The organism is Streptomyces abyssomicinicus (genome assembly GCF_008974245.1).
Classification (GTDB): Bacteria; Actinomycetota; Actinomycetes; order Streptomycetales; family Streptomycetaceae; genus Streptomyces; species Streptomyces abyssomicinicus.
The window spans coordinates 593,187-616,912 of record NZ_BBZI01000006.1 but is presented as its reverse complement, the minus strand read 5'-3'; the positions used below and the strand labels follow the sequence as shown (position 1 = coordinate 616,912).

At 75.1% G+C, this 23,726-nt stretch carries 14 protein-coding genes; 10 read left to right on the top strand and 4 right to left on the bottom strand.

Translation table 11 applies throughout. The features are described from left to right. Window positions 1-54: 54 nt before the first annotated feature. From GBN72_RS10180 to GBN72_RS10160, 5 genes are all read left to right on the top strand, one after another. Window positions 55-1,746: a DUF3492 domain-containing protein gene (locus GBN72_RS10180; RefSeq protein ID WP_246212401.1), complete on the top strand. Its 1,692-nt coding sequence runs from the start codon at window positions 55-57 to the stop codon at window positions 1,744-1,746. Between the two features lie 188 nt (window positions 1,747-1,934). After that, entirely contained in the window at window positions 1,935-3,062 is a 1,128-nt protein-coding gene (locus GBN72_RS10175; RefSeq protein WP_369695880.1) for a hypothetical protein, read from the top strand. Between the two features lie 110 nt (window positions 3,063-3,172). Continuing rightward, a complete protein-coding gene (locus GBN72_RS10170; RefSeq protein ID WP_108954496.1) occupies window positions 3,173-4,141 on the top strand; it encodes an NAD-dependent epimerase/dehydratase family protein in 969 nt (322 codons plus the stop codon). Between the two features lie 167 nt (window positions 4,142-4,308). Continuing rightward, window positions 4,309-5,487, top strand: coding sequence for an adenylyltransferase/sulfurtransferase MoeZ (moeZ, locus tag GBN72_RS10165; protein ID WP_151771384.1), 1,179 nt, complete (start codon window positions 4,309-4,311; stop codon window positions 5,485-5,487). 193 nt (window positions 5,488-5,680) lie between these two features. Beyond that, window positions 5,681-6,124, top strand: coding sequence for a hypothetical protein (locus GBN72_RS10160; RefSeq protein ID WP_151771383.1), 444 nt, complete (start codon window positions 5,681-5,683; stop codon window positions 6,122-6,124). 62 nt (window positions 6,125-6,186) lie between these two features. On the opposite strand, the gene GBN72_RS10155 is transcribed toward GBN72_RS10160, so the two are convergent. Next, window positions 6,187-7,731: an alpha/beta hydrolase gene (locus GBN72_RS10155; RefSeq protein ID WP_151771382.1), complete on the bottom strand. Its 1,545-nt coding sequence runs from the start codon at window positions 7,729-7,731 to the stop codon at window positions 6,187-6,189. Window positions 7,732-7,884: 153 nt separating this feature from the next. Further along, complete coding sequence (locus tag GBN72_RS10150) at window positions 7,885-10,698, bottom strand: lysylphosphatidylglycerol synthase transmembrane domain-containing protein (RefSeq protein WP_246212399.1); 2,814 nt, start codon at window positions 10,696-10,698, stop codon at window positions 7,885-7,887. A gap of 270 nt (window positions 10,699-10,968) precedes the next feature. On the opposite strand from GBN72_RS10150, the gene GBN72_RS10145 reads away from it, so the two are divergent. From GBN72_RS10145 to nudC, 5 genes are all read left to right on the top strand, one after another. Further along, a complete protein-coding gene (locus tag GBN72_RS10145) occupies window positions 10,969-11,451 on the top strand; it encodes an MGMT family protein (RefSeq protein WP_246212398.1) in 483 nt (160 codons plus the stop codon). A gap of 269 nt (window positions 11,452-11,720) precedes the next feature. Further along, on the top strand, window positions 11,721-15,368 hold the full coding sequence (locus tag GBN72_RS10140) for an ATP-dependent helicase (protein ID WP_151771380.1): 3,648 nt from the start codon (window positions 11,721-11,723) through the stop codon (window positions 15,366-15,368). A 331-nt stretch (window positions 15,369-15,699) separates the two neighbouring features. Beyond that, the gene (locus GBN72_RS10135) at window positions 15,700-19,434 is read left to right on the top strand and encodes an ATP-dependent helicase (RefSeq protein ID WP_151771379.1); all 3,735 of its coding nucleotides are present in this window, start codon (window positions 15,700-15,702) and stop codon (window positions 19,432-19,434) included. Between the two features lie 9 nt (window positions 19,435-19,443). Then, complete coding sequence (locus GBN72_RS10130; protein WP_151771378.1) at window positions 19,444-20,847, top strand: dipeptidase; 1,404 nt, start codon at window positions 19,444-19,446, stop codon at window positions 20,845-20,847. Then, a complete protein-coding gene (gene nudC / locus GBN72_RS10125; protein ID WP_151771377.1) occupies window positions 20,837-21,916 on the top strand; it encodes an NAD(+) diphosphatase in 1,080 nt (359 codons plus the stop codon). Before GBN72_RS10130 ends, nudC begins: the two co-directional genes overlap by 11 nt. Before the next feature lie 223 nt (window positions 21,917-22,139). On the opposite strand, the gene GBN72_RS10120 is transcribed toward nudC, so the two are convergent. Further along, complete coding sequence (locus GBN72_RS10120) at window positions 22,140-22,751, bottom strand: hypothetical protein (RefSeq protein ID WP_151771376.1); 612 nt, start codon at window positions 22,749-22,751, stop codon at window positions 22,140-22,142. Beyond that, complete coding sequence (locus GBN72_RS10115) at window positions 22,748-23,602, bottom strand: MerR family transcriptional regulator (protein ID WP_151771375.1); 855 nt, start codon at window positions 23,600-23,602, stop codon at window positions 22,748-22,750. The genes GBN72_RS10120 and GBN72_RS10115 overlap by 4 nt, the downstream gene beginning before the upstream one ends. Between the last annotated feature and the right edge of the window lie 124 nt (window positions 23,603-23,726).

Genomic DNA, 23,726 nt, shown 5'->3' with positions numbered 1-23,726 from the left:
TCCCGGCTACCAGCCGCCGCCGTCGACGGCGGCCGTTCCTATGGGAGATCGGGGATGTTACGCGTGCGCATCGGACTGCTGACGGAGGGTGGTTACCCGTACGCGAGGGGTGAGGCCAGGCTCTGGTGCGACCGCCTGGTGCGCGGCCTCGGCCAGCACGAGTTCAGGCTGTACGCCCTGAGCCGCGACCGGGAGCAGGAGCGGGCCGGCTGGGTCGACGTCCCCGCCCAGGTCACCCAGGTGCGCACCGCCCCGCTGTGGACCGCCGAGGTCGACGGCGCCTGGTACGGCCGCCGCGCCCGCCGCCGTTTCGCCGAGCACTACGGCGACCTCGCCGCCGGTCTCTGCGCCGGTCCGGCGGGTGCGCCCGGGCAGGGCGCCCGCTCACCGCAGGAGGCGGACCGTTTCCGCTCCGCCCTCTACGGCCTCGCCGAGCTGGCCCGTGAGGAGGGCGGAATGGTCGCCGCCCTGCGCTCGGAGGAGGCCGTCCGCGCGCTGGAGCGGGTGTGCCGCGCCCCCGGTGCCCCCCGGGCGGCGCGTGAGGCGCGGGTGACGGACCTGCTGCTCGTCGGCGCGCACCTGGAGCAGGCGCTGCGCCCCCTCTCCCTCGACTGGTACGCGGAGGGCGAACTCGGCTCGGTGGACCTCTGCCACGCCGCGGCCGGCGGGCTCGCCGCACTGCCCGGGCTGCTGGCCCGCCACTTCCACGGTGTACCGCTGGTGGTCACCGAGTACGGCGTGCCGCTGCGGGCGCACTACCTGGGCTCCGCGGACGCGCCCCCCGCGGTGCGCGCGCTGCTGGCCGCCTTCCATGGCCGGCTGGCCGCCGAGGTGTACCGCAGCGCCGCCATGCTCACGCCCGGCAATACACACGTCAGGCGCTGGCAGGAGCGGTGCGGAGCGGACCGGTCCAAGGTGCGCACGGTCTACCCGGGCATGTCTGCCGCGCGTTTTGCCGCGGCCGGCGAGCGGGCCGGCGGGCGCTCGGGGGCGGCGCACATGGCGAATGGGGCGCACATGGCGGACGTGGCGGACGGGGCGCACGTGGTGCATGCGGCGGACGGGGGGACGGGGCCCGGCACGCTGGTCTGGGTGGGGCGGATCGAGCCCTCCAAGGACCTGGTGACGCTGCTGCACGCCTTCGCGGCGGTGCGGCAGCGGGTGCCCGGCGCCAGGCTGCGGATCGCGGGCTCCGCGCCCGACCCGGAGGGCGCGGCCTACCTGCTGCACTGCGAGGAGCTGGCGGGCCGGCTGTTCCAGGGTGACCCGCCGGTGGAGTTCGTGGACATGAGCGGGCCCGCCGCCCCCGGGCTGGCGGACGTGTACGCGCGGGGCGCGGTGATCGTGCTGTCCAGCGTGGTGGAGGGGTTCCCGGTCAGCGTGGTCGAGGCCATGTTCAGCGGGCGAGCCACGGTCTCCACCGACGTCGGCGCGGTGGTCGAGGTCGTCGGGGGGACGGGGCTGGTGGTGCCGCCCCGGGATCCGCGGGCGCTCGCCGACGCCTGCGTGGCCCTGCTGAGGGATCCCGCGCGCCGCGACCGGCTCGGCGCGGCGGCCCGGGCCCGGGCCATGGAGCTGTTCACGGTGGAGCAGAACGTCGCCGCCTTCCACCGCATCTATCTGGAGGTCGCCGGCCGCTGCCCGGCCCGCCGCATCGCCGAGGCGGACGCCGCGGAGCCCCGCCCGTTCGCGGTGCCGGCCGAGCTGCGGGTCGCCGGCGCGGAATCCGTGGAGGTGACCCGGTGAACGGTCTCGACAAGCGGGCGAGAGCAGCCCAGGGGGGCGGAGATCCTTCCGGGACCGGCTCGTCCGGCGTCTCGTCCGGCGTCCCTTCCGGGGTTTCGTCCGGGGTCTCGTCCGGCGTCCCTTCCGGGGCGTCGCCCGGCGTCTCGTCCGTCGTCTCCCCCGGCGTCTCCTCCGGCAGCTCCTCCGGGGTGGCGTCCGGTGCGGACCCGGTGAAGGCGCTGATGCTGCGCCACCGGGAGCTGTGCGAGCGGGCGGTGGACCCGCTGGAGATCGCCGCCGGGCTGGAGGCGCACGGCGTCACCGACCGGACGGCCGCCCGGTTCCGACACCGGGACGTCTTCTCGCTGGCCGAGGAGATGTACGCCCGGGCGGGCCGCCCCGACGAGGAGGAGGGCGCGGCCGGGCCGTCCACGCCCGCCGGACCGCCGCCCGCGCGGTGGGCGCTCCGCTCGCTGCTGCCGGGCGCGCTCTGCGTCGGCGCGGTGGCCGCGCTGCGGTGGACCACCGGGGAACTGCGGCTCGTCGTCGCCGTGCTGGGGCTGCTCGCCGTGGTCGGCGCGGTGCGTCTGGCACTCGGCCGGGGCCCGCTGAGTTCCGAGGGCCGCTCGGTGCCCGGGCCGCACGACTGGCGCACCCCGCCGGGCGCGCGCACCTGGGCCTACCTCCTGGTCGGATACGCCCTGATGGGCGACGGGCTGCTGCACACGGGCCTCGTGGGCGGTCCCGACGACCTTCCCGACGGCGGGCAGTACGGCGACTGGCCGGTCACCCTCACCCCGCTGCTGGCCCTGGGTCTGTCGTGCGTGCCCGCCGCCTGGACCGCGCACCTCTTCCGGACCGGGGTGGGCCGCAAGCTGGCCGGGAGCCGGGGCCTGGAGGAGTTCGCGGCCACCGCGCGGCCCCTGCTGCTGGGCGTGGTCGCCGTCCATCTGGCCGCGGTGTCCGGGCTGTCGGTGCTCTGCGCCGTGCTGCTCGACGAGCACTCCACTCCCGCGGCCACCGCGGCGCTGGGAGCCCTGCTGCTGATCGCCCGCCTGCTCACCGTGCACGGCTTCACCCACGCGCCGGGTGTGGTGCTGCGGGCCGTCGGCTGGACCGAGATCGCCTCCGTCTGCCTGGTGTTCGCGGGCCGGCTGCCCGGCTGCGGCGTCCTCGCGGGACCGGTGGAGACGGTGGTCTCCGTGTGGGGGGAGCACGCCGTTCCGCTGCTCGCCTGCGCGGCGGGGGCCCTGGTGCTGCTGGTCCACGCCTGCCGCCGGCTGGCCCTGGCCTCCGCCCACGCCCCGGCGGCCCCGCGCCCGCCGTCGGACCGCTGAGGCCCGGCGCTTCCCCGCCTCCCGTGCTTCCCCTGCTTCCCCGTCACTCGCGCATCCCCTGCGTCCCCCGCATTCCTTGAAGACCGCCACTCGAAGGAGAACAAGCCGCCATGAGGGTTCTGCTGATCGGAGCCAACGGATATCTCGGGCGCTTCGTCGCCGACCGACTGCTTGCCGATCCGGCCGTCCAGCTGACCGCGCTGGGCAGAGGCGACGACGCCGACGTCCGGTTCGACCTCGCGGCCGGCAGCCCCGGCGCGCTGACGCGCTTCCTGGACGCCGTCCACCCGCAGGTCGTCGTCAACTGCGCGGGCGCCACCCGGGGCGGCGCGCGTGAGCTGACCCGGCACAACACGGTGGCCGTCGCCACCGTCTGCGAGGGCCTGCGGCGCAGCGGCTGCGGCGCCCGGCTGGTGCACCTCGGCTGCGGCGCCGAGTACGGGCCCAGCCAGCCGGGGTCGTCCACCGCCGAGGACGCGGTTCCGCGCCCCGGCGGCCCGTACGGCGTGAGCAAGCTGGCCGCGACCGAGCTGGTGCTCAACTCCGGGCTGGACGCGGTGGTGCTACGGGTGTTCTCGCCGGCCGGGCCGGGCACCCCGGCGGGCTCCCCGCTGGGCCGGCTCGCGGAGGCGCTGCGCCGGGCCATGCAGTCCGGCGACGGCGAACTCAAACTGGGCGGCCTGGGCGTGCAGCGGGACTTCGTGGACGTCCGTGACGTGGCGCGCGCGGTGCACGCGGCGGCGCTCTCCGCGGCGCAAGGCGTGATCAACATCGGCTCCGGCCGTGCCGTGCGGCTGCGTGACGCCGCCGCGGTGCTGGCCCGTGTCGCCGGTTACGGGGGCGCGCTGCACGAACTGGACGGCCCGCCCGGGGCGATGGTGCGCGGCCTGATCGGCCATCAGCGCACCGATTCCGAGCACCACGCGCCGACGATGCCGGTGCACCCGTACCCCGACGGCTGCGGAAGTTGGCAGCAGGCCGACGTCCGCACCGCCCGGGACCGGCTGGGCTGGCGGCCGCGGATCGGCCTGGAGGAGTCGCTGGCGGACATCTGGATGGAGGCCGCCTGCCGCATCTGAGCCGTTCGGGCGGACGTGGGACGGACGTCGGGCGGACCGCCGCGGTGACCTGCCCGGTTGCTGGGACGCGTACGTCTCGATTGTCGGGACGGGTGTCTTGGAATGAAGAAGGGCGTGGCAGTGTTACGGGGAGAACAACCGTACTTATCCCGACCGACGGAGTCCCCGTGTCGTTGCCACCCCTGGTCGAGCCGGCCGACGAGCTCACCGTAGACGAGGTCCGCAGGTACTCCCGCCACCTGATCATCCCGGACGTCGGGATGGACGGGCAGAAGCGGCTGAAGAACGCCAAGGTGCTGTGTGTGGGCGCCGGTGGCCTGGGCTCGCCCGCGCTGATGTACCTGGCCGCGGCGGGTGTCGGCACGCTCGGCATCGTGGAGTTCGACGAGGTCGACGAGTCGAACCTGCAGCGCCAGATCATCCACAGCCAGGCGGACATCGGCCGTTCCAAGGCGGAGTCGGCCAAGGACAGCGTCCTCGGCATCAACCCGTACGTGAACGTCGTCCTTCACGAAGAGCGGCTCGAGGCCGAGAACGTGATGGAGATCTTCAGCCAGTACGACCTGATCGTCGACGGCACGGACAACTTCGCCACCCGGTACCTGGTCAACGACGCCTGCGTGCTGCTGAACAAGCCGTACGTCTGGGGCTCGATCTACCGCTTCGACGGCCAGGCCTCGGTGTTCTGGTCCGAGCACGGCCCCTGCTACCGCTGCCTCTACCCGGAGCCCCCGCCGCCGGGCATGGTCCCCTCCTGCGCCGAGGGCGGCGTGCTGGGCGTGCTCTGCGCGTCCATCGGTTCCATCCAGGTCAACGAGGCGATCAAGCTCCTGGCGGGTATCGGTGAGCCGCTGGTCGGCCGCCTGATGATCTACGACGCCCTGGAGATGCAGTACCGCCAGGTCAAGATCCGCAAGGACCCCAACTGCGCGGTCTGCGGCGAGAACCCGACGGTCACCGAGCTCATCGACTACGAGGCGTTCTGCGGCGTCGTCTCGGAGGAGGCCCAGGAGGCCGCCGCCGGTTCGACGATCACTCCCAAGCAGCTCAAGGAGTGGATCGACGACGGCGAGGACATCGACATCATCGACGTCCGCGAGCAGAACGAGTACGAGATCGTCTCGATCCCGGGCGCGCGGCTGATCCCGAAGAACGAGTTCCTGATGGGCTCGGCCCTGGAGGGCCTGCCGCAGGACAAGAAGATCGTCCTGCACTGCAAGACGGGTGTCCGCAGTGCGGAAGTCCTCGCGGTGCTGAAGTCGGCGGGCTTCTCGGACGCGGTCCACGTGGGTGGCGGCGTCATCGGCTGGGTCAACCAGATCGAGCCGCAGAAGCCGGTCTACTGACCGACCCCTTCCGCCGGCCGGCGGATTCGACCAGGCCCACGGCTCCGACCGGATCGGACGCCGTGGGCCTCGTCGTGTCCGGAGGACGGCGTCGTGCGTGGCCGAGGTGGCCCCATGGCCCGAACGTGGGACGCGCTGCGCCTTCGTGGTGCCAGCGGGAACCGGCAGGGGCCGTGCGGAGTCGAGTTGTGGCATGGACACAATCGAGCACGGGGTGGTCGGCCAAGGGCCCTTGGATCCGGAGCAGGAGACCCGCTCCTGCCTTCCCTCGGCGGGCGCCGCGCTGTGGGGAGCAGCCGCGGGCGCCGGTGGCTGGTGGCTGGCGGTGTGGGCGCGCTCCTACTGCGACGCGGCCTTCGAGCCCGCCGGGATCTTCGTCCTCAACGTCGAGTTCCCGATGATCGTCACGGGCGGGGTACTCGTCGGGCTGATGGCGCTGGCGCTCGGACGGCGTCTGGCGCCCGGCAGGACCGCCGGGCGCACGGGGGTGAGGATCGTGCTGGTGGTCGTCGCGACGGTGAGCCTGGGCTGGTGGTTCTTCGCGCAGGAGGGGACGCTCGACGGGTATCCGGGCGACTCCGGACTCTGCCCGGCGAGCAACGTCCCTCCGCAGTGGCCGGACTGGATACCGGCCTGACCGCCTGACCGCCTGACCGCCTCCGCGCTTCCGCGGCGGTCGGCCGCGGACTGTTCCGGAGCTCAGCCGCAGACGGTGCCGGAGCGGGGGACCTTCCCGTCCAGGAGGTAGCCGTTCACCGCGTCCTGGACGCAGGTGTCGCCGCTGTCGTAGGCGCCGTGGCCCTCGCCGCGGTAGGTGATCTGGACGCCGACCCCGGGCCCGAGGGCCTCGGCCATCCGCCGGGCGCCCTCGTACGGCGTCGCCGGGTCACCCGTGTTGCCGATGACCAGGATCGGCGGCGCGCCCGGAGCGCTGACGTCCGGATGGTCGGCGGCGCCCGCCACCGGCCAGTCCGCGCAGTTCAGCATCGACCAGGCCAGGTAGTCGCCGAACACCGGCGACGCCTCGCGGAACCGCGGCAGCACCCGCTGGACGTCGGCGACGGTGTACCGGGGCTTGTCGTCGGAGCAGTTGATCGCCGTGTTGGCCGCCACCATGTTGCTGTACTCGCCGCTCTGGTTGCGCCCGTTCATCGAGTCGGCGAGGGCCAGCAGCGTCCGGCCGTCGCCGTCGTACGCCTCGTCCAGCGCCTGGGTCAGGTACGGCCAGAAGTCCTGCGAGTAGAGGGACTGGGCGATGCCGCCGGTGGCGGCCGTCTCGGTGAGCCGGCGGGGGAAGATGCCCGGCAGCGAGCGCTCCTCCAGGTCGGCGAGGAGCTGGGTGATGCGCTCCTTGATGTCGTCGGCGTCGGTGCCGATCGGGCACTCCTCCTGCGGTTTGGACGCGCAGTCCTCGGCGAAGTTGTCCAGCGCCCGCTGGAACCCCCGGGCCTGACCCAGTGACCCCTGCTCGGGGTCCTGCGTCGGGTCGACCACGGCGTCGAAGACGGCCCGGCCGACCTTCTTCGGGAACAGGTGGGCGTAGACGCCGCCCAGTTCGGTGCCGTACGAGACGCCGAAGTAGTACAGCTTGTCGTCGCCGAGGACCTCCCGCATCAGGTCCAGGTCGCGGGCCGCGTCGGTGGTGCGCACGTGGGGGAGGACCTCGCCGGAGTTGTCCTCGCAGGCCTCGTTGAAGTCGAGCAGACCCTGCTTGTACTCGGCGCGCTCCTGGGCGTCGTCGGGCGTGCCGTCCTTCTGGAAGAACGCGTCCAGCCGGCTCGCGGTCTCGCACTCCACCGGCTCGCTGCGGCCGACCCCGCGCGGGTCGAAGCTGACCAGGTCGTAGCGGGTGCGCAGCGTCTCGTACTCCGGGCCGAAGGCGGGCAGGGTGGTGACGCCGGAGCCGCCGGGGCCGCCGAAGTTGAAGATCAGGGAGCCGATGCGGGACTTCCCACCTCCGGTGGAGCGGACCCGGATCAGCTCGATGCCGATGGTCTCGCCCTCCGGCTCCGACCAGTCCAGCGGCGCCCGCATGGTGGCGCACTGCCAGTCGCCGCCGCGGGGGAGCGGGGACGGCGAGGCGCCGCCGCCCTGGGCCTCCGAGGGAGCCGGGCAGTCCTCCCACTCCAGGGACTGCTTCCGCACGTCGCCGTCCTCGTCGCCGCCGCAGGCCGTGAGGGCTCCGGCGGCCAGGACGGCCGTGGTCAGCAGGGCTGCGGTGCGCTTCCGGGAGGCGTAGGGCATGCGGCCATGGTGCTGCCCCCCAGCGGCCGCCGCGCGGGCTCGGGACCCGTCCGGGTTAACCGGCGGCCGGGGCGGAGCCCGGGGCGCACGCCGGGGCAGATGCCGGGACCGATGCCGGGGCGCACGTCGGGACCGCGGGCCCCGGCGTGCGCCTCAGAGGGCTCCGCGACGGGACAGGTGGCTGAAACACAGCCAGCCGGGGAGCACCGGCAGCCACAGGGTGAGCAGACGGAAGAGCAGCACCGCGGGGACCGCCACTTCCTGCGTCAGCCCCACCGCCACCAGGCCGAGGGTCAGCGTGGCCTCCACCGCGCCGATGCCGCCCGGGGTCGGCGCGGCCGAGCCGAGCGCGTTGCCGGCCAGGAACACCACCGCGACGCTCGCCAGGCTCACGCCGGTGATCCCGCTGCCGAACGCGCGGGCCGAGGCGTCCAGGCAGAGGACGAAACAGGTGGTCAGCAGGAGCATGCCGCCGATGCCGGTGGCCAGCTTCTGCGGGCGCTGCAGCACGTCCAGCATGCGCGGCACCACACCGGCGAAGAGCGAGCGCACCCGGGTCGCCACGAACTTCCGCAGGAACGGCACCGAGGTCACCACCAGGACCAGCACCGCGACCGTCAGCAGACCGGCGATCACCGTCCGGGAGGGGGACAGGGACGGGGTCTTCTCGATGCCGGTGAGGTAGCCGACGACCAGCAGGAGCAGGATGTGCGCGCCCAGCCCGAAGAGCTGGGAGGCGCCCACGCTGGCCACCGCCAGGCCCGGCCGGACCCCCGCCTTCTGCAGGAACCGGGTGTTCAGCGCCACGCCACCGATCGCCGCCGGAGCGACGATCTTCACGAACGAGCCGGCCACCTGCGCGGAGACGGTGCGCCAGAACGGCACCCGTTCCGGCACGAACCCGAGCAGCGACATCGCCGCCGCCACGTAGCTGAGCGCCGCGAACAGCGCCGCCGCGGCCACCCAGCCCCAGTGCGCCTGGGAGATCAGCGACCCGAAGGGGACGTGTGCGAGCTGGGAGAGCAGGAAGTACGCGCCGATCGCGCCCGCGATGAAGGTGATCAGCGTCCGTGGGCGGATCCGCTCCAGGCGGGCCGGTTCCACCGGGGCCTGCGGGCGGATGCGGAGCACCTCGTGGCGGATCTGGCTGAGCAGGTCCTCCTCGCGGGCCTCCTCCAGCGCCTCGTCGACGGCACGCTTGTCGGCACGCTGCTCGGCCTTGAGGGTCTTGCGGTCGGCGGCCGTCGCGCCCCCGGCGTCCGCCTCCCGCTCGGCCGCCCGCAGCGCCCGGGCCTTGTCGGAGGCCTCCAGCACCGCCTCGCGCTCCCGCTGGGCGCGCTCCCGCCCCATCCGGCGCAGGGTGGCGCGGGTGGTGCGGGTCAGCGCGATGGGCTGGAGCAGGGGCAGGCAGTCGGCGACCGCGTCCGGTCCCAGCACCTCCACCGCGGCGGCCACCGCGCGCTCGGCGCCGACCCGCAGGCCGAGCGTGGTGAGCAGCTGGGCGATGTCCATCCGCAGCAGCAGATCGCCGGCGGCGATCTCTCCGCCGCGCAGGTCCGAGAGGACGACCCCGCCCGAACGATCCACCAGGATGGCGTCGCCCGCCAGCCTGCGGTGGGCGATCCGCCGGGACTGGAGGGCCTTCACCTGTCGCCAGGTGTCCCGCAGCAGCTCGTCGGTGATCTCCGCGTCGTCCATCTGGTCCAGCGGACGGCCACCGGTGTGCTCGTAGACCAGCATCACGGCGTCCGGGCCCAGCTCGGCGGTGGCGATCAGCTTGGGGGCGTTGGCACCGGCCGCGATGGCGGCGTAGGCCAGCAGGGCCTCCTGCTCCAGCGCCTGGCGCAGCGACTGGAGACTGCGGCGGGTGGCCGAGCCGCGCAGCGTGAGGTTGCGCCACACCCGGTAGTAGAAGGCCTGCGCCTGCTGCTCGCGGTCGACCACGGTGACGTCGAGGGGGCGGCCGTCCTCCAGGGTGACGAAGTAGCGGCGGCCGCGGTCGCTCTCGTGGCTCTCCCCGGACTCCGTCTCCTGGCGGGCCGACGCCGGGCGGAAGCCCACGTGCCGCAGACCGGCCATCAGGGTCCGCCCGGTCGGCCGGACGTTGGGCGAGCCGACGGCGTAGAGCGTGCCGTAGGCCACGCTCCAGCCGATCAGGATGGTCAGGACGATGGAGAACGGGGTGGTGTAGCCGCTGACCAGCATGGAGAAGGCGTCGAGGACCAGCACCATCCACAGGACGGTCCGCCACCGCGGTCTTCGGGACAGGCCCACGGCGGTCATGAACGCGATCACCGGCGCGAGGTAGCCGTGCACCGGATCGGTCAGCGCCGCGGTGGCGCCGCTGCCGCCGGGCGCCAGCTGGGTGAGGGCGTCCTGGATGGCGTCCGGGGCGGCGCGCGCGACCCACAGGTCGGTGGCGAGGGTGACACCGTGCGCCAGCACCGCGGCCAGCACGCCGTCGGCGATCCGCAGGGCGTCCCGCTTGATCAGCCGCTCCACGGCGAACGCCACCGGGACCAGCAGGATGGCGATGCTCGACGCCAGACCGGCGACCTTGATCAGGAGGTCGGGGGCGGCGGTGGTGCCCTCGTTGATGTCCTGCTCGAGGCCGGAGGTGGCGCCCTCGGCGAACGCGGCGACGGCCAGCAGCACGGCGACGGCCAGCAGGCCGACGAGCAGGCGCATCAGGTCGGAGGGGCGGTGGACGCGGGCGGGCAGCAGCGGCTCGTCGCCCTGGACCTCGTCACCGCCGTCGGGGTGGTCGCCGGGGCCAAGGGCGGCGCCTGTGCCTGTGCCTGTGCCGTGGGCGGCGCGGCTGTCGGTGGCGCCGCTGTCCGTTGCACCGCCGGCGGTGACGCCGTCGCGGGGCTCGCCGGGGCGGGGCGCGCCGTCGGGGGTCCCATCGCCGGAGCGGGCCGCGTCGGTGGCGCCGCCGGAGCGCTCCTTACCGGGTGCCATCGTCATGTCTGCTTTCGGGTGTGGCGAGACCTCGGCAGCGCTCTCCGCCTCTTCGGGATGCACGCCCTGCCACTCCTCGGTCTCGTTCTGCTCACGTATCACCAGTCACCGCCCGCACGATGGTGGCATGTCCGGCCGACACGTGGTGGGGTCAGGGGGCGATCCACCGGCGTGAAATGCGCCGCGCGCGCCGGCGGAGCACGCCCGGAGGGCGGTCCGGGCGTGCGACGGAGGCGCCGCGGGCGTGTCGGGAGCGTGTCGGAGGGGTGCGGCAGGATGGGACGGATGAGTGACGAGGAGCGGTCCGGCGGCGCACTCCCCGACTACGCGGAGCTGGTGCTGGACGTCGCGGAACGGATCCCTCCGGGCCGGGTGATGACCTACGGGGACGTCGCCGAATGGCTCGGTGAGGGCGGTCCGCGTCAGGTGGGGCGCGTGATGGCGCTCTACGGGAGCGCCGTGCCGTGGTGGCGGGTCGTCCGGTCCGACGGGGTGCTGCTGCCCGGCCACGAACTGCGGGCGCTGGACCACTACCGGGACGAGGGCACCCCGCTGCGGGATGCCGGCGGCGCCTCCCGGGGGTCGCTGCCGAAGCTCGACATGCGGCGGGCCCGGTGGGACGGCACTCCGGCCGGAGCGGACGCGGGACGTGCCGGAGGTCACAGTGGGTCCGGTGGGTCCGGTGGGTCCGGTGGGCGCGGGGCGCCGGGGCCGGACGGACCTCCCGGGTACGTGCCGGAGGATTTGCCGGAGGGCTGACCGGCCCGCCGCTGCTCCGTCCGGGTGAATCCCGGTATGGGCGGACTCGCACGGGCACGCCCCCGCGATGCCGTACGTTCGACAGACGACCGCATGCGCGCCGGCCCCTCCAGGACCTTCCGCGCGCATCCACCGCACCGGTCGACTCCGCCTCGCGGACTCCCACCGGTCGACTCCGCCCCACCGCTTCAGCCCGACCGCTTCCGTACCACTGGTTCCGTACCACTGGTTCGGCCCCATCGACTCCGCACCACCAGGACCGGCGAACCATGAGCATTCCCTCCACCACCGCGTCACCGCCCCGCCGTCAGGCGCGGCGGGCGGCCGACGGCGGGTACCGGCTGGTCCGCACGCCGGTCGCCGTGCCGGAGCCGCCGCGGCTCGACGCGGCGCAGCGGGCGGTGGTGGGGCACCGCTCGGGGCCGCTGCTCGTCCTGGCCGGTCCCGGCACGGGGAAGACGACCACGCTGGTGGAGTCGGTGGCCGCCCGCATCGCCCGCGGCGCGAACCCGGCGCGGATACTCGTGCTCACCTTCAGCCGCAAGGCCGCCATGGAGCTGCGGGACCGGATGGCGGCGCGGGTCGGCGCGGCCCGGGCGCCGCAGGCCACCACCTTCCACTCCTTCTGTTACGCGCTGGTCCGCGCCCATCAGGAGAGCGGGCTCTTCGCCGAGCCGCTGCGCCTGCTCTCCGGCCCCGAGCAGGACGTCACCGTGCGCGAGCTGCTGGCGGGCCAGCCGGAACTGGAGCGGCTGGGACTGTCCCATGTCCGCTGGCCCGACGACCTGCGGGCCTGCCTCACCACCCGCGGTTTCGCCGACGAGGTGCGCGCCGTGCTGGCGCGCAGCCGTGAACTCGGACTGGACCCGGCCGCGCTGGACGCCTTCGCCCGCCGGATAGGCAGGCCCGACTGGCGGGCCGCCGCGGCGTTCCTCGCCGAGTACCTGGACGTTCTCGACCTCCAGGGTGTCGTCGACTACGCGGAGCTGGTGCACCGGGCGGTGCTGCTGGCCAACCGCCCGGAGGTGGGCACCCGCCTCGCCGCCGAGTACGACGCCGTCCTGGTCGACGAGTACCAGGACACCGACCCCGCCCAGGTCCGGCTGCTGCGGGCGCTGGCCGGGGACGGCCGCACCCTGGTCGCTTTCGGCGACCCCGACCAGTCGATCTACGCCTTCCGCGGCGCCGACGTGAACGGCATCCTCGACTTCCCGCACGTCTTCCCCCGGGCCGACGGCCGCCCGGCGCCGGTCGAGGTGCTGCGCACCTCGCGGCGGGCCGGGGCCGGCCTGCTCGCCGCGACCCGGCTGCTCACCCGGCGGATGCCGCTGACCAGGCTTCCCGCCGAGAAGGTCCGTGCCCACCGCGAGCTGGTCCCCGACCGTGAGGGCGGCTCGGTGGAGGTGTACACCTACCCCACCGCCGGTACGGAGCTGGCCAACGTCGCCGACATCCTGCGCCGCGCCCATCTGGAGGACGGCGTGCCGTGGTCGGAGATGGCGGTGCTGGTGAGGGCCGGCTCGCGGTCCCTGCCGGTGGTGCGGCGCGCCCTCACGGCCGCGGGCGTGCCGCTGGACATCGACGGCGACGACGTGCCGCTGAGGCACGAGCCGGCGGTGGCCCCGCTGCTGACGGCCCTGCGCGCGGTGGCCCGCGCGGAGTCGGGCGCGGCCGGGACCTCCGTACCCGGGGCCTCCCCCGCGGAGGACCGCCCCGCGCCTGAGCCCGGGGCGGCGGCCGCGGGGGACGAGAGCCACCTCACGGAGGGTGGCACGGCAGTGGCCGGGAGCGGCGCCGGTGCGGCGGGCGCCGAGCCCGGTGCGGGCGTGGTGGACGCGGACCCGGTGGACCCGGACCCGGACCCGATGGACCGTGACGGTGTGGTGGTCGCGGACGCGGTGGACCGTGACGGTGTGGTGGTCGCGGACGCGAACGCGGACGCGGACGATCCCGGCCGCGCGGTGGACGGGGAGCTGGTGGCCGGTCCGGGGGACCGGAGCGGTGACGGCGCGGCGGGGGCGGCCGGGATCGTCCCGGCGTGGCTGGACACCGAGACGGCGCTGACGCTGCTGGCGTCGCCGCTGGCCAACATGGACACCGCCGACCTGCGCCGCCTGGGCCGCGCCCTGCGGGACGAGGAGCGCGCGGCGGGCAACCCGCTGCCCCCGCCGTCCGACGACCTGATCGCCCGGGCCCTGGCCGAGCCGGAGCGGCTGGCCGTGCACGACCCCGCGTACGCCCGCGGCGCCCAGCAACTCGGCGAACTGCTCCGCGGCGCCCGGCGGCTGCTCGCCGAAGGCGGCACGGCCGAGGAGGCCCTGTGGGAGCTGTGGAACGGCACCACCTGGCCGTCCCGTCTGGAACGGGCCGCCCGCCGCGGCGGCGCGGCCGGGCGCAACGCGGACCGTGACCTGGACGCCGTCTGCGCGCTGTTCGCCACCGCGGCCCGCGCCGAGGAACGCATCGGCGGCCGTGGCGCCCTCAACTTCCTGGAGGAGACGGACGCCCAGGACATCGCCGCCGACACGCTGACCCGCCGAGCCGTCCGGCCCGAGGCGGTCAAGCTGATGACCGCGCACCGCTCCAAGGGCCTGGAATGGCGGCTGGTGGTGGTCGCCGGCGTCCAGGAGGGGCTCTGGCCCGACCTGCGCCGCCGCGGCTCGCTGCTGGAGGCCGACCGCATCGGGCGGGACGGCCTCGCCGAGCCGCTCTCCCCGGGAGCGCTGCTCGCCGAGGAACGCCGGCTGTTCTACGTGGCCGCCACGCGCGCCCGTGAGCGGCTGGTCGTCACCGCGGTGAAGGCCCCCGCCGAGGACGGTGACCAGCCCTCCCGGTTCCTGACCGAGCTGGGGGTCGACCCTCGGGACGTGACCGGCCGTCCCCGCCGTCCGCTGTCGGTGGCCGCCCTCGTGGCCGAGCTGCGGGCCACCACCGTCGACCCCGAGGCATCCGAGGGGCTGCGGGACGCGGCAGCCCGCCGGCTGGCCCGGCTGGCGGCCCTCACCGACGAGGAGGGCCGCCCGCTGGTGCCCGCCGCGCACCCCTACCGGTGGTGGGGCATGCTCGAGCGCACCGAGAGCAAGGTGCCGCTGCGGGAGCGGGACCGCCCGGTCGCCCTGTCCGGCAGCGCCCTGGACCAGCTGGCGAACACCTGCGCGTTGCAGTGGTTCCTCGGCCGCGAGGTGAAGGCCGACACCCCGGCCACGGCCGCCCAGGGCTTCGGCAACGTGGTGCACGTGCTGGCCGACGAGGTCGCCTCCGGGCGGACCCCCGCCGACCTGGACGTGCTGATGGAGCGGCTGGACTCGGTGTGGAACGCGCTCGCCTTCGACGCCCCGTGGAAGTCCGCGCAGGAGCGGGAGAACGCCCGGGCGGTGCTGGAGCGTTTCCTGAACTGGCACGTCATCGGCCGTGAGACGGCCGGCCGCACACCCGTCGCCGCCGAGCACGACTTCGACGTCACCATCGAGGCGGGGGAGTACCAGGTCCGCGTCCGCGGGTCCATGGACCGGGTGGAGCGGGACGCCCGCGGGCGGGCCTACGTGGTGGACTTCAAGACCGGCAAGAACGCGCCGAGCGGCGCCGAGGTGGCGCGTCATCCGCAGCTCGCCGTGTACCAGCTGGCCCTCCGCGAGGGCGCGGTGGACGACCTCTTCGACGGCGAGCGGCCCGAGCCCGGGGGAGCGGAACTGGTCCACCTGCGGCAGGCCGCCGCCAAGCGGGACGGCGGGGACGCCCTGCCCAAGGTGCAGGCGCAGTCGCCGGACGGCGGCGAGTGGGTCGGGGACCTGCTCGCCACGGCCGCGGGCAAGGTGCTGGACGAGCGGTTCACCCCGTCCACCGGGCGGCAGTGCGACCACTGCGCGTTCCGCTCCAGCTGCTCGGCCCGGCCGGAGGGACGTCACACGGTCGAGTGAGGCTCCGGGACGACGCCCCCGCGGTGGGGTGACGTCGCGCGGCGGTGCGCCCACGCGGCGGTGCGCCCGGGCGGGGAATGCCCACGCGGCCGAGCACCTGGGCAGGGCACGCCCTGGCTGGGCGTGCCCACGGAGGGAGTGCCGGGGCCTGGCGTGCCGGGGCGCTGGGGCGTGGCGTGCCGTGGTGCCGCGTGGCGGGGCGTGCCGAAGTGTGGCGGGGCGTGCCGGGGCGTGCCCGAGGTTGTGAACTCCCGCACCTCGCGCGGCGTCGACCTGCGGCGATCCGCGCCGGGCGGTCGGAGATGTCCGCGCGCGCCGTTAGCCTCGAGACGTGTCCCGCGCCCGTCTCACCGATCCCGAGCAGCTGAAGTCCCTGCTCGGGATTCCGTTCACCCCCGAGCAGATCGCCTGCATCACGGCCCCGCCCGCGCCGCAGGTGATCGTCGCGGGCGCCGGCTCCGGCAAGACGACCGTGATGGCCGCCCGCGTGGTCTGGCTGGCCGGCACCGGGCAGGTCGCCCCCGAGCAGGTGCTCGGGCTCACCTTCACCAACAAGGCCGCCGCCGAGCTGTCCGAACGGGTCCGCAAGGCCCTGGTCAAGGCGGGTGTCACCGACCCGGACGCCATGGACCCCACCGGTTCCGGCGCGGCGGACCCCGACAGCGTGCCCGGCGAGCCGCTGATCTCCACGTACCACTCGTTCGCCGGCCGCCTGCTCACCGACCACGGCCTGCGCATCGGCCTCGAACCCACCGCCCGCCTGCTCACCGGAGCCGCCCGGTTCCAGCTCGCGGCCCGCGTGCTGCGCGAGGCCCCGGGCCCCTACCCCTCGCTCACCGGCACCTTCTCCACCCTGGTCAGCGACCTCCTCGCCCTCGACGGCGAACTCGCCGAGCACCTGGTGGAGCCCGGGCGCCTGCGGGACTTCGACGCCGGACTGCTCGACGCCCTCGGCCGCGCCAAGCTCTCCAACGCGGACCTGCGCAAGGTCCCCGAGGCCGCCTCCGCCCGCCGTGAACTGACCGAGCTGGTCACCCGCTACCGCGCCGTCAAGAGCGAGCGCGATCTGCTCGACTTCGGCGACCAGATCGCCCTGTCCGCCCGGCTGGCCCGCACCCGCCCCGAGGTCGGCGCGATCCTGCGCGACCAGTACCGGGTCGTGCTGCTCGACGAGTACCAGGACACATCGGTCGCCCAGCGCATCCTGCTCTCCCACCTCTTCGGCAACGGCACCGGCCACCCGGTCACCGCGGTCGGCGACCCCTGCCAGGCCATCTACGGCTGGCGCGGCGCCTCCGTCGCCAACCTCGACGACTTCCCCGAGCACTTCCCGCACGCCGACGGCCGCCAGGCCGACCGGCTCGCCCTCAGCGAGAACCGCCGCAGCGGCGGCCGCCTCCTCGACCTGGCCAACGGCCTCGCCGCCCCGCTGCGCGGGATGCACGAAGGCGTCGAGGCTTTGCGCCCCGCCCCCGGCGCCGAACGCGACGGCGTGGTCCGCTGCGCCCTGCTGCCCACCCACGCCGAGGAGATGGCGTGGGCCGCCGACTCGATCGCCCACCTGGTCCGCACCGGGACGGCACCCGGCGAGATCGCCGTGCTCTGCCGCAAGTCCGCCGACTTCCCGGAGATCCACGCCGCGCTGGTCGCCCGGGACGTGCCGGTGGAGGTGGTCGGCCTGTCCGGGCTGCTCAGCCTGCCGGAGGTCGCCGACCTGGTCGCCACCTGCGAGGTGCTCCAGGATCCCGGCGCCAACGCCTCCCTGGTGCGGCTGCTCACCGGCCCGCGCTGGCGGATCGGCCCGCGCGACCTCGCCCTGCTCGGCCGCCGCGCCCGGCTGCTGGTCGCCCGCGACCGGGGCGAGGACGACCCGGAGCGCCGGCTGGCCGCCGCCGTCGAGGGCACCGACCCGGCCGAGGTGATCTCGCTCGCCGACGCCCTCGACACCTTCCTGGAGTCCTCCCTCGACGGCTCCGACGACGGGCTGCCGTTCTCCGCCCAGGCCCGGGTCCGTTTCGCCCGGCTCGCCGCGGAACTGCGCGACCTGCGGCGTTCCCTCGCCGACCCGCTGATGGACGTGCTGCACCGGGTCCTCGCGGTGACCGGCCTGGAGGTCGAGCTCTCCGCCTCGCCGCAAGCCCTGGCCGCCCGCCGCCGTGAGACGCTGCACAACTTCCTCGACGTCGCCGCCTCGTTCGCCGCCACGGCCACCGCCGAGGAGGGCCGCGCCACCCTGCTCGCCTTCCTCGGCTTCCTGCGCACCGCCCAGCAGTACGAGAAGGGCCTGGACAACGCGCTGCCCGGCGGCGAGAACACCGTCAAGGTGCTCACCGCGCACAAGTCCAAGGGGCTGGAGTGGGACGTCGTGGTGGTGCCCGGGCTGGTCACCGGCACCTTCCCGGACGGCAAGGGGCAGGAGCGGTGGACCGCCCACGGCAAGGTGCTCCCGCACGCGCTGCGCGGCGACGCCGGAACGCTGCCGGACGTCGGGGAGTGGGACGCGGCGGGGCTCAAGGCCTTCCACGCCGACATGAAGGACCACCACGCCACCGAGGAACTCCGCCTCGGCTACGTCACCTTCACCCGGCCGCGCTCGCTGCTGCTGGGCTCGGGCCACTGGTGGGGGCCCAGCCAGAAGACCCGGCGGGGCCCGTCCGCGTTCCTCCGGGCGCTGCACGACCACTGTGCCGCCGGGTACGGCGAGACCGAGGTCTGGGCGGACGAGCCGGAGCCGGGGGAGGAGAACCCGGCGCTCGCCGAGGACGCCGTGGAGCAGGCGTGGCCGCTGCCGCTGGACCGCGAGGCGCTGCGCCGCCGGCGCGAGGCCGAACGGACGGTGCTGGAGTACCTCGGGCGCGCCGCCGCACAGGAGGACGACCACCCTCCCGCCGACGCCGCGGGGCCCGGCCCCGTCCCGGACCCGGGCCCCGAGCCGTACGACCCCGACTGGCCCCCGCCGCCGGACGATCCGGACGACGTCCCGCCGGAGGAGTCCGCGGACTTCGGCGAGCCCCTCGACTGGGACTCGCTGTCCACGCGGCGCCCGGAGCGCCCCGCCGCCGTCCCGCACCAGGCGCCCGCCCCCGCCGCCGAGCAGGAGCCCGAGCCCGAGCCCGGGACCGAGCCCGAGCCCGAGCACGGTCCCGAGCCCGAGCCCGAGCGCGGTCCGGAGCCCGAGCCGTGGCCCGGGGACGAGCCGTGGTCCGGGCAGGAGCCCGCCGGCGCGCCGCCGCACGCACCGGTCCCGCAGCAGGACGCGCCGCGCACCGCCCGCCTCACGCCCGAGGAGGCGCGCGCCGTCGCGTCCTGGGACCGGGACCTGGACGCGCTCGCCGACGAGCTGCTGCGCGCCCGGCATGCGGTCACCGAGGTCCGGCTGCCCGCCTCGCTCACCGCTTCCGAGCTGATGCGCCTCAACGAGGACCCCGACGCCTTCGCCCGTGAGCTGGCGCGCCCCATGCCGCGCCCGCCGGCGCCCGCCGCCCGCCGCGGCACGCGCTTCCACGCCTGGGTGGAGTCCCGTTTCGAGGCGCTGCGGCTGCCCATGCTGGAGCCCGACGAGCTGCCCGGCACGGACGCGGAGATCGAGGACGAACGCGATCTGGAGGCCCTCAAGGAGGCGTTCGAGCGCACCGACTACGCACGCCGCACCCCGTACCGCGTGGAGGCGCCGTTCCAGCTGGCCCTGGCCGGCCGGGTGGTGCGCGGCCGGATCGACGCCGTCTACCGGGAGACCGGCGGCGAGGAGGCCCGGTACGAGATCGTCGACTGGAAGACCCACCGGGCCCCCACCGCCGACCCCCTCCAGCTCGCCGTCTACCGGCTGGCGTGGGCGGAACAGCGGGGAGTGCCCGTGGAATCCGTCACAGCCTCCTTCCTGTACGTGCGCACCGGAGAGGTCGTCCGGCCGGACCCGCTGCCCGGCCGTGCCGAGCTGGAGCGGCTCCTGTCAGGGGAATTCGCGGACGAAGGGGACGAGGAGGGATCCTCCGGCCCGCCGGGGGTGTCCGGTTCCACGGAGGCGGGCTCCCCGTCACCCCACCGGCACCCGCGTGCGGGCGGATAGGGTCGGAGCATGAGCGAGACCTTGGACAGCGCCGTCCAGACGTACATCCAGCAGCACCGCGCCTCGTTCCTCGAGGAGCTGGCCCAGTGGCTCCGCATACCGTCGGTCTCGGCGCAGCCCGAGCACGCCGAGGACGTGCGGCGCAGCGCCGATTGGCTGGCCGGCGCCCTGAAGACGACCGGTTTCCCGGTGGTCGAGGTCTGGGACACTCCGGGAGCTCCGGCCGTCTTCGCCGAGTGGCCCGCCGAGGAGCCGGACGCGCCGGTCGTCCTGGTGTACGGCCACCACGACGTGCAGCCCGCCGCCCGTGAGGACGGCTGGGACACCGACCCGTTCGAGCCAGTCGTCAAGGACGGCCGCCTGTACGCGCGCGGCGCAGCCGACGACAAGGGCCAGGTGTTCTTCCACACCCTGGGCGTCCGGGCGCATCTCGCCGCCACCGGCCGCACCTCGCCCGCCGTCCACCTGAAGCTGCTGGTGGAGGGCGAGGAGGAGTCCGGCTCGCCGCACTTCCGGGCCCTGGTCGAGGAGCGCGCCGAGCGGCTCGCCGCCGACGCGGTGATCGTCTCCGACACCGGCATGTGGTCCGAGGACACCCCCACGGTCTGCACCGGCATGCGCGGCCTCGCCGAGTTCGAGGTCCGCCTGTCCGGACCGGACCAGGACATCCACTCCGGTTCCTTCGGCGGCGCCGTGCCCAACCCGGCCACCGCCGTCGCCCGCCTGGTCGCCGCGCTGCACGACGCGGACGGCCGGGTCGCCGTCCCCGGTTTCTACGACGGCGTCGTCGAACTGACCGAACGGGAGCGGGCCCTCTTCGCCGAGCTGCCGTTCGACGAGGAGCGGTGGCTGCGCACCGCCAAGTCGTACGCCGCCTCCGGCGAGGCCGGCTACAGCACGCTGGAGCGCATCTGGGCCCGCCCCACCGCCGAGGTCAACGGCATCGGCGGCGGCTACCAGGGCACGGGCGGCAAGACGATCATCCCGTCCTCGGCCATGGTCAAGCTGACCTTCCGGCTGGTCGCCGGTCAGGACCCCGCGCGGATCGAGCGGCTGGTGCGCGCCTGGGTCGCGGAGCGCGTCCCCGCCGGCATCCGCCACGAGATCCACTTCGGCGGCTCCACCCGGCCCTGTCTCACCCCGCTGGACCACCCCGCCCTGCAGTCGCTGGCCCGCGCCATGGGGCGCGCCTTCCGGCAGCCGGTCCGCTTCACCCGTGAGGGCGGCTCCGGCCCCGCCGTCGACCTCCAGGAGGTGCTGGGCGCGCCGGTGCTGTTCCTCGGCATCTCGGTGCCCTCCGACGGATGGCACGCGCCCAACGAGAAGGTCGAGCTGGACCTCCTCGTCAAGGGCGTCGAGACCGCCGCGTACCTCTGGGGCGACCTTGCCGAAGGCCTGCGCGATGCCCGCTGACACCACCGACGCCAACGCCGCCGCCGCAGGCGGGCCGGCCGACTCACAGGGGGAGCCCGAACCCGCCGTGACCGCTTCGACCACCGAACGCGAAACGACCGACCCCGCACCGGACGGCGGGGCCGGCCCCGCCGGACCCGGCGGGGGCCTCGCCGGCCGGCCCGTCGCGCTGACCGCGCCCTCCGGCATCGACCGCGCCGCCCATCACCGGCTGGACGAGGCGTGGCTGGCCGCCGCCTGGAGCCACCCGACCACCCGCTGCTTCGTGGTCTCGGGCGGCCAGGTGCTCATCGACGAGACGCCGGACGGGCGCACCGAGCTGGTGACCACCCCGTCGTTCGAGGCGCCGCTCACCGAGGCGCACCGCTACTTCCTCGGCACCGACGACGACGGTGTGCGGTACTTCGCCCTCCAGCGGGACGCGCTGCCGGGCCGCATGGACCAGTCGGCGCGCCCGGCAGGGCTGCGGGAGGCGGGGCTGCTGCTGTCCGACCGGGACGCCGGGCTGATGGTGCACGCGGTCGCGCTGGAGAACTGGCAGCGGCTGCACCGGTTCTGCTCCCGCTGCGGCGGCAAGACGGTGATCGCGGCGGCCGGACACGTGCGGCGCTGCCCCAAGTGCGGGGCGGAGCACTACCCGCGCACCGACCCCGCGGTGATCATGGCGGTCACCGACGACGACGACCGCATCCTGCTCGGGCGGCAGGTGCACTGGCCCGAGGGCCGGTTCTCCACGCTGGCCGGGTTCGTGGAGCCGGGCGAGTCCATCGAGGCGGCGGTGCGGCGCGAGGTCTTCGAGGAGGCCGGGGTCGTCGTGGGTGACGTCTCCTACGTGGCCAGCCAGCCGTGGCCGTTCCCCTCCAGCCTGATGCTCGGGTTCATGGCGCACGCGACCACCACGCACACGCAGGTCGACGGCGAGGAGATAAGCGAGGCCCGGTGGTTCTCGCGGGACGAGCTCACCGCCGCGTTCGCCTCCGGCGAGGTGCTGCCCCCCTTCGGCATCTCCATCGCCGCGCGCCTCATCGAAACCTGGTACGGCCGGCCGCTCCCCACCCGGGGGGCCTGACCAGCCGTCCGGCCGCCTCCTGGGCGCGGGTGGCCGGCGGTGCCCGTCGGGCGGGCGCCGGACAGGCCTCCCGCTGCGGGCGCCGGGCGGCCGCCCGTTCCGCAGGGCGGGGCCGCCCGGGTCCTTCGCGGGCCCTCGCGTCGTGACGGCGCGCGGTGTCCGCCGGGCGTGAGGTGCCGCCGGGTGCGCGGCCCGTCGACCGGGGGCCGTCAGGCGGGGTCCGTCAGGCGGGGTCCGGGAGGGGGCGGAGAGCCTCCACGAGGGCGGTGTGCAGCGCGTCGGCGTCGTCGGCGTGGAACCGGATCACGTGAACCGCCCGCTCCGCCCCCAGCAGCCGCGGCGCGTTCACCGGCTCCGTCAGCTCCACCGTGAGGGACGTCTGCGACCCCACCGGCAGATTCAGCTCCCCCTCGGCCTCGCCGTGCGAGTACAACGACTGCCGCCGCACCGCGGCGATCCGCTCCAGCGGTATCGCGACGTCCACGTGCGCCCCGCTCCGCACCCGCAGCACCCCGCCCCCCAGCACGTGCGGGCGGACGACGGCCGCCGCCCGCAGCCCCAGCAGGAACAGCACCGTCTGGACGTCGAGCACCAGCACCACCGCGTGCGCGACGGGCCAGTCGGCCAGCAGCACCGACAGGCCCACCGTCTCGACCACGCATACGAAGAGCAGCCCGTACATCATGGCGGCGTCCCCCCGCGCGTGACCGAACGCGAGGTCGCCCTCCCGGACCCCGTGCCGCCTCCGCAGCGCCCACAGGGCCATGCTCTGCCACAGCCGCAGCTCGTGCCCGACGAGACGCAGCACCGGCTCCGGTACCAGCTGCCGGCTCATCGCGCGCTCTCCGAGCGGGCATCCCCCGGACCGGGAGCTTCCGTGCCGGCACCTGCCGCGCCGGCGCCTTCCGGGCCGTGCGCACGTGCCTCCTCCGCCCGCTCCCCGGCCAGCCGCAGCCCGTGCCGCACCGCAGCTCGCTGGGCGGGGGACAGTCCGGAGAAGAACACCTCGGCGGCCGCGGCGTCCGGCCCCGAGTCGTCCCAGCCGGCGAGCAGCTCCGCCGGAATCAGCTCGGCCATGAGTTCGCCCGCCCACGCGACCCGGGGGTCGTCCGACGGGGCGTCGGCCAGCTCGTCCAGCAGCCGGTACAGGCCGTGCGCCCGCTCGACCGTGTCCGGCCGCGCGGCCATCGCGCCGATCGTGCCCATCAGCCGCTCCCGCTCCTCGGGAGGCATGACGGCGTCCAGCAGGGTCAGGACCTCCCGGTCCAGCGCGGCCATCGGCGAGTCCGCCGTCGCGCCCAGCGAGGCGAGCAGTCCGGCCAGCTGAGGGGAGAGGGGGCCCTCGGAGGTCAGCCGCCCGGCCCGGGCGTCCTCCAGCACCAGCGAGAGCCGCTCACGGCGTTCCCGGATCAGCCGCTCCTGCCGCGCCAGGTCGTCGTCGAGCTCCTCCAGCACCTCGGCCAGCTCCCGCCCCGCGTCGTCGGCGAGGACGTCACGCACCTCGTCCAGCCCGAGGCCCAGCTCGGTGAGGCGCCGGATCCGCGCCAGCAGCACGGCGTGGCGCAGCGTGTACCGCCGATAACCGTTGGGGTCGCGCTCCGGCTCGGGCAGCACCCCGACGTGGTGGTAGTGCCGCACCGCCCGCGGGGTCACCCCGACCAGCGCGGCCATCTCTCCCGTTCGCATGGGGCCAGTAGAAACCCTGACGCTGCGGCAAGGTCAAGGCGCGACGGGGACGGTCCACGGCCGGCGGGCCCCGCCCCCGACGCACGGGACCCCCGCCGGGCCGGAGAACGGCCGCGGCGGGGGT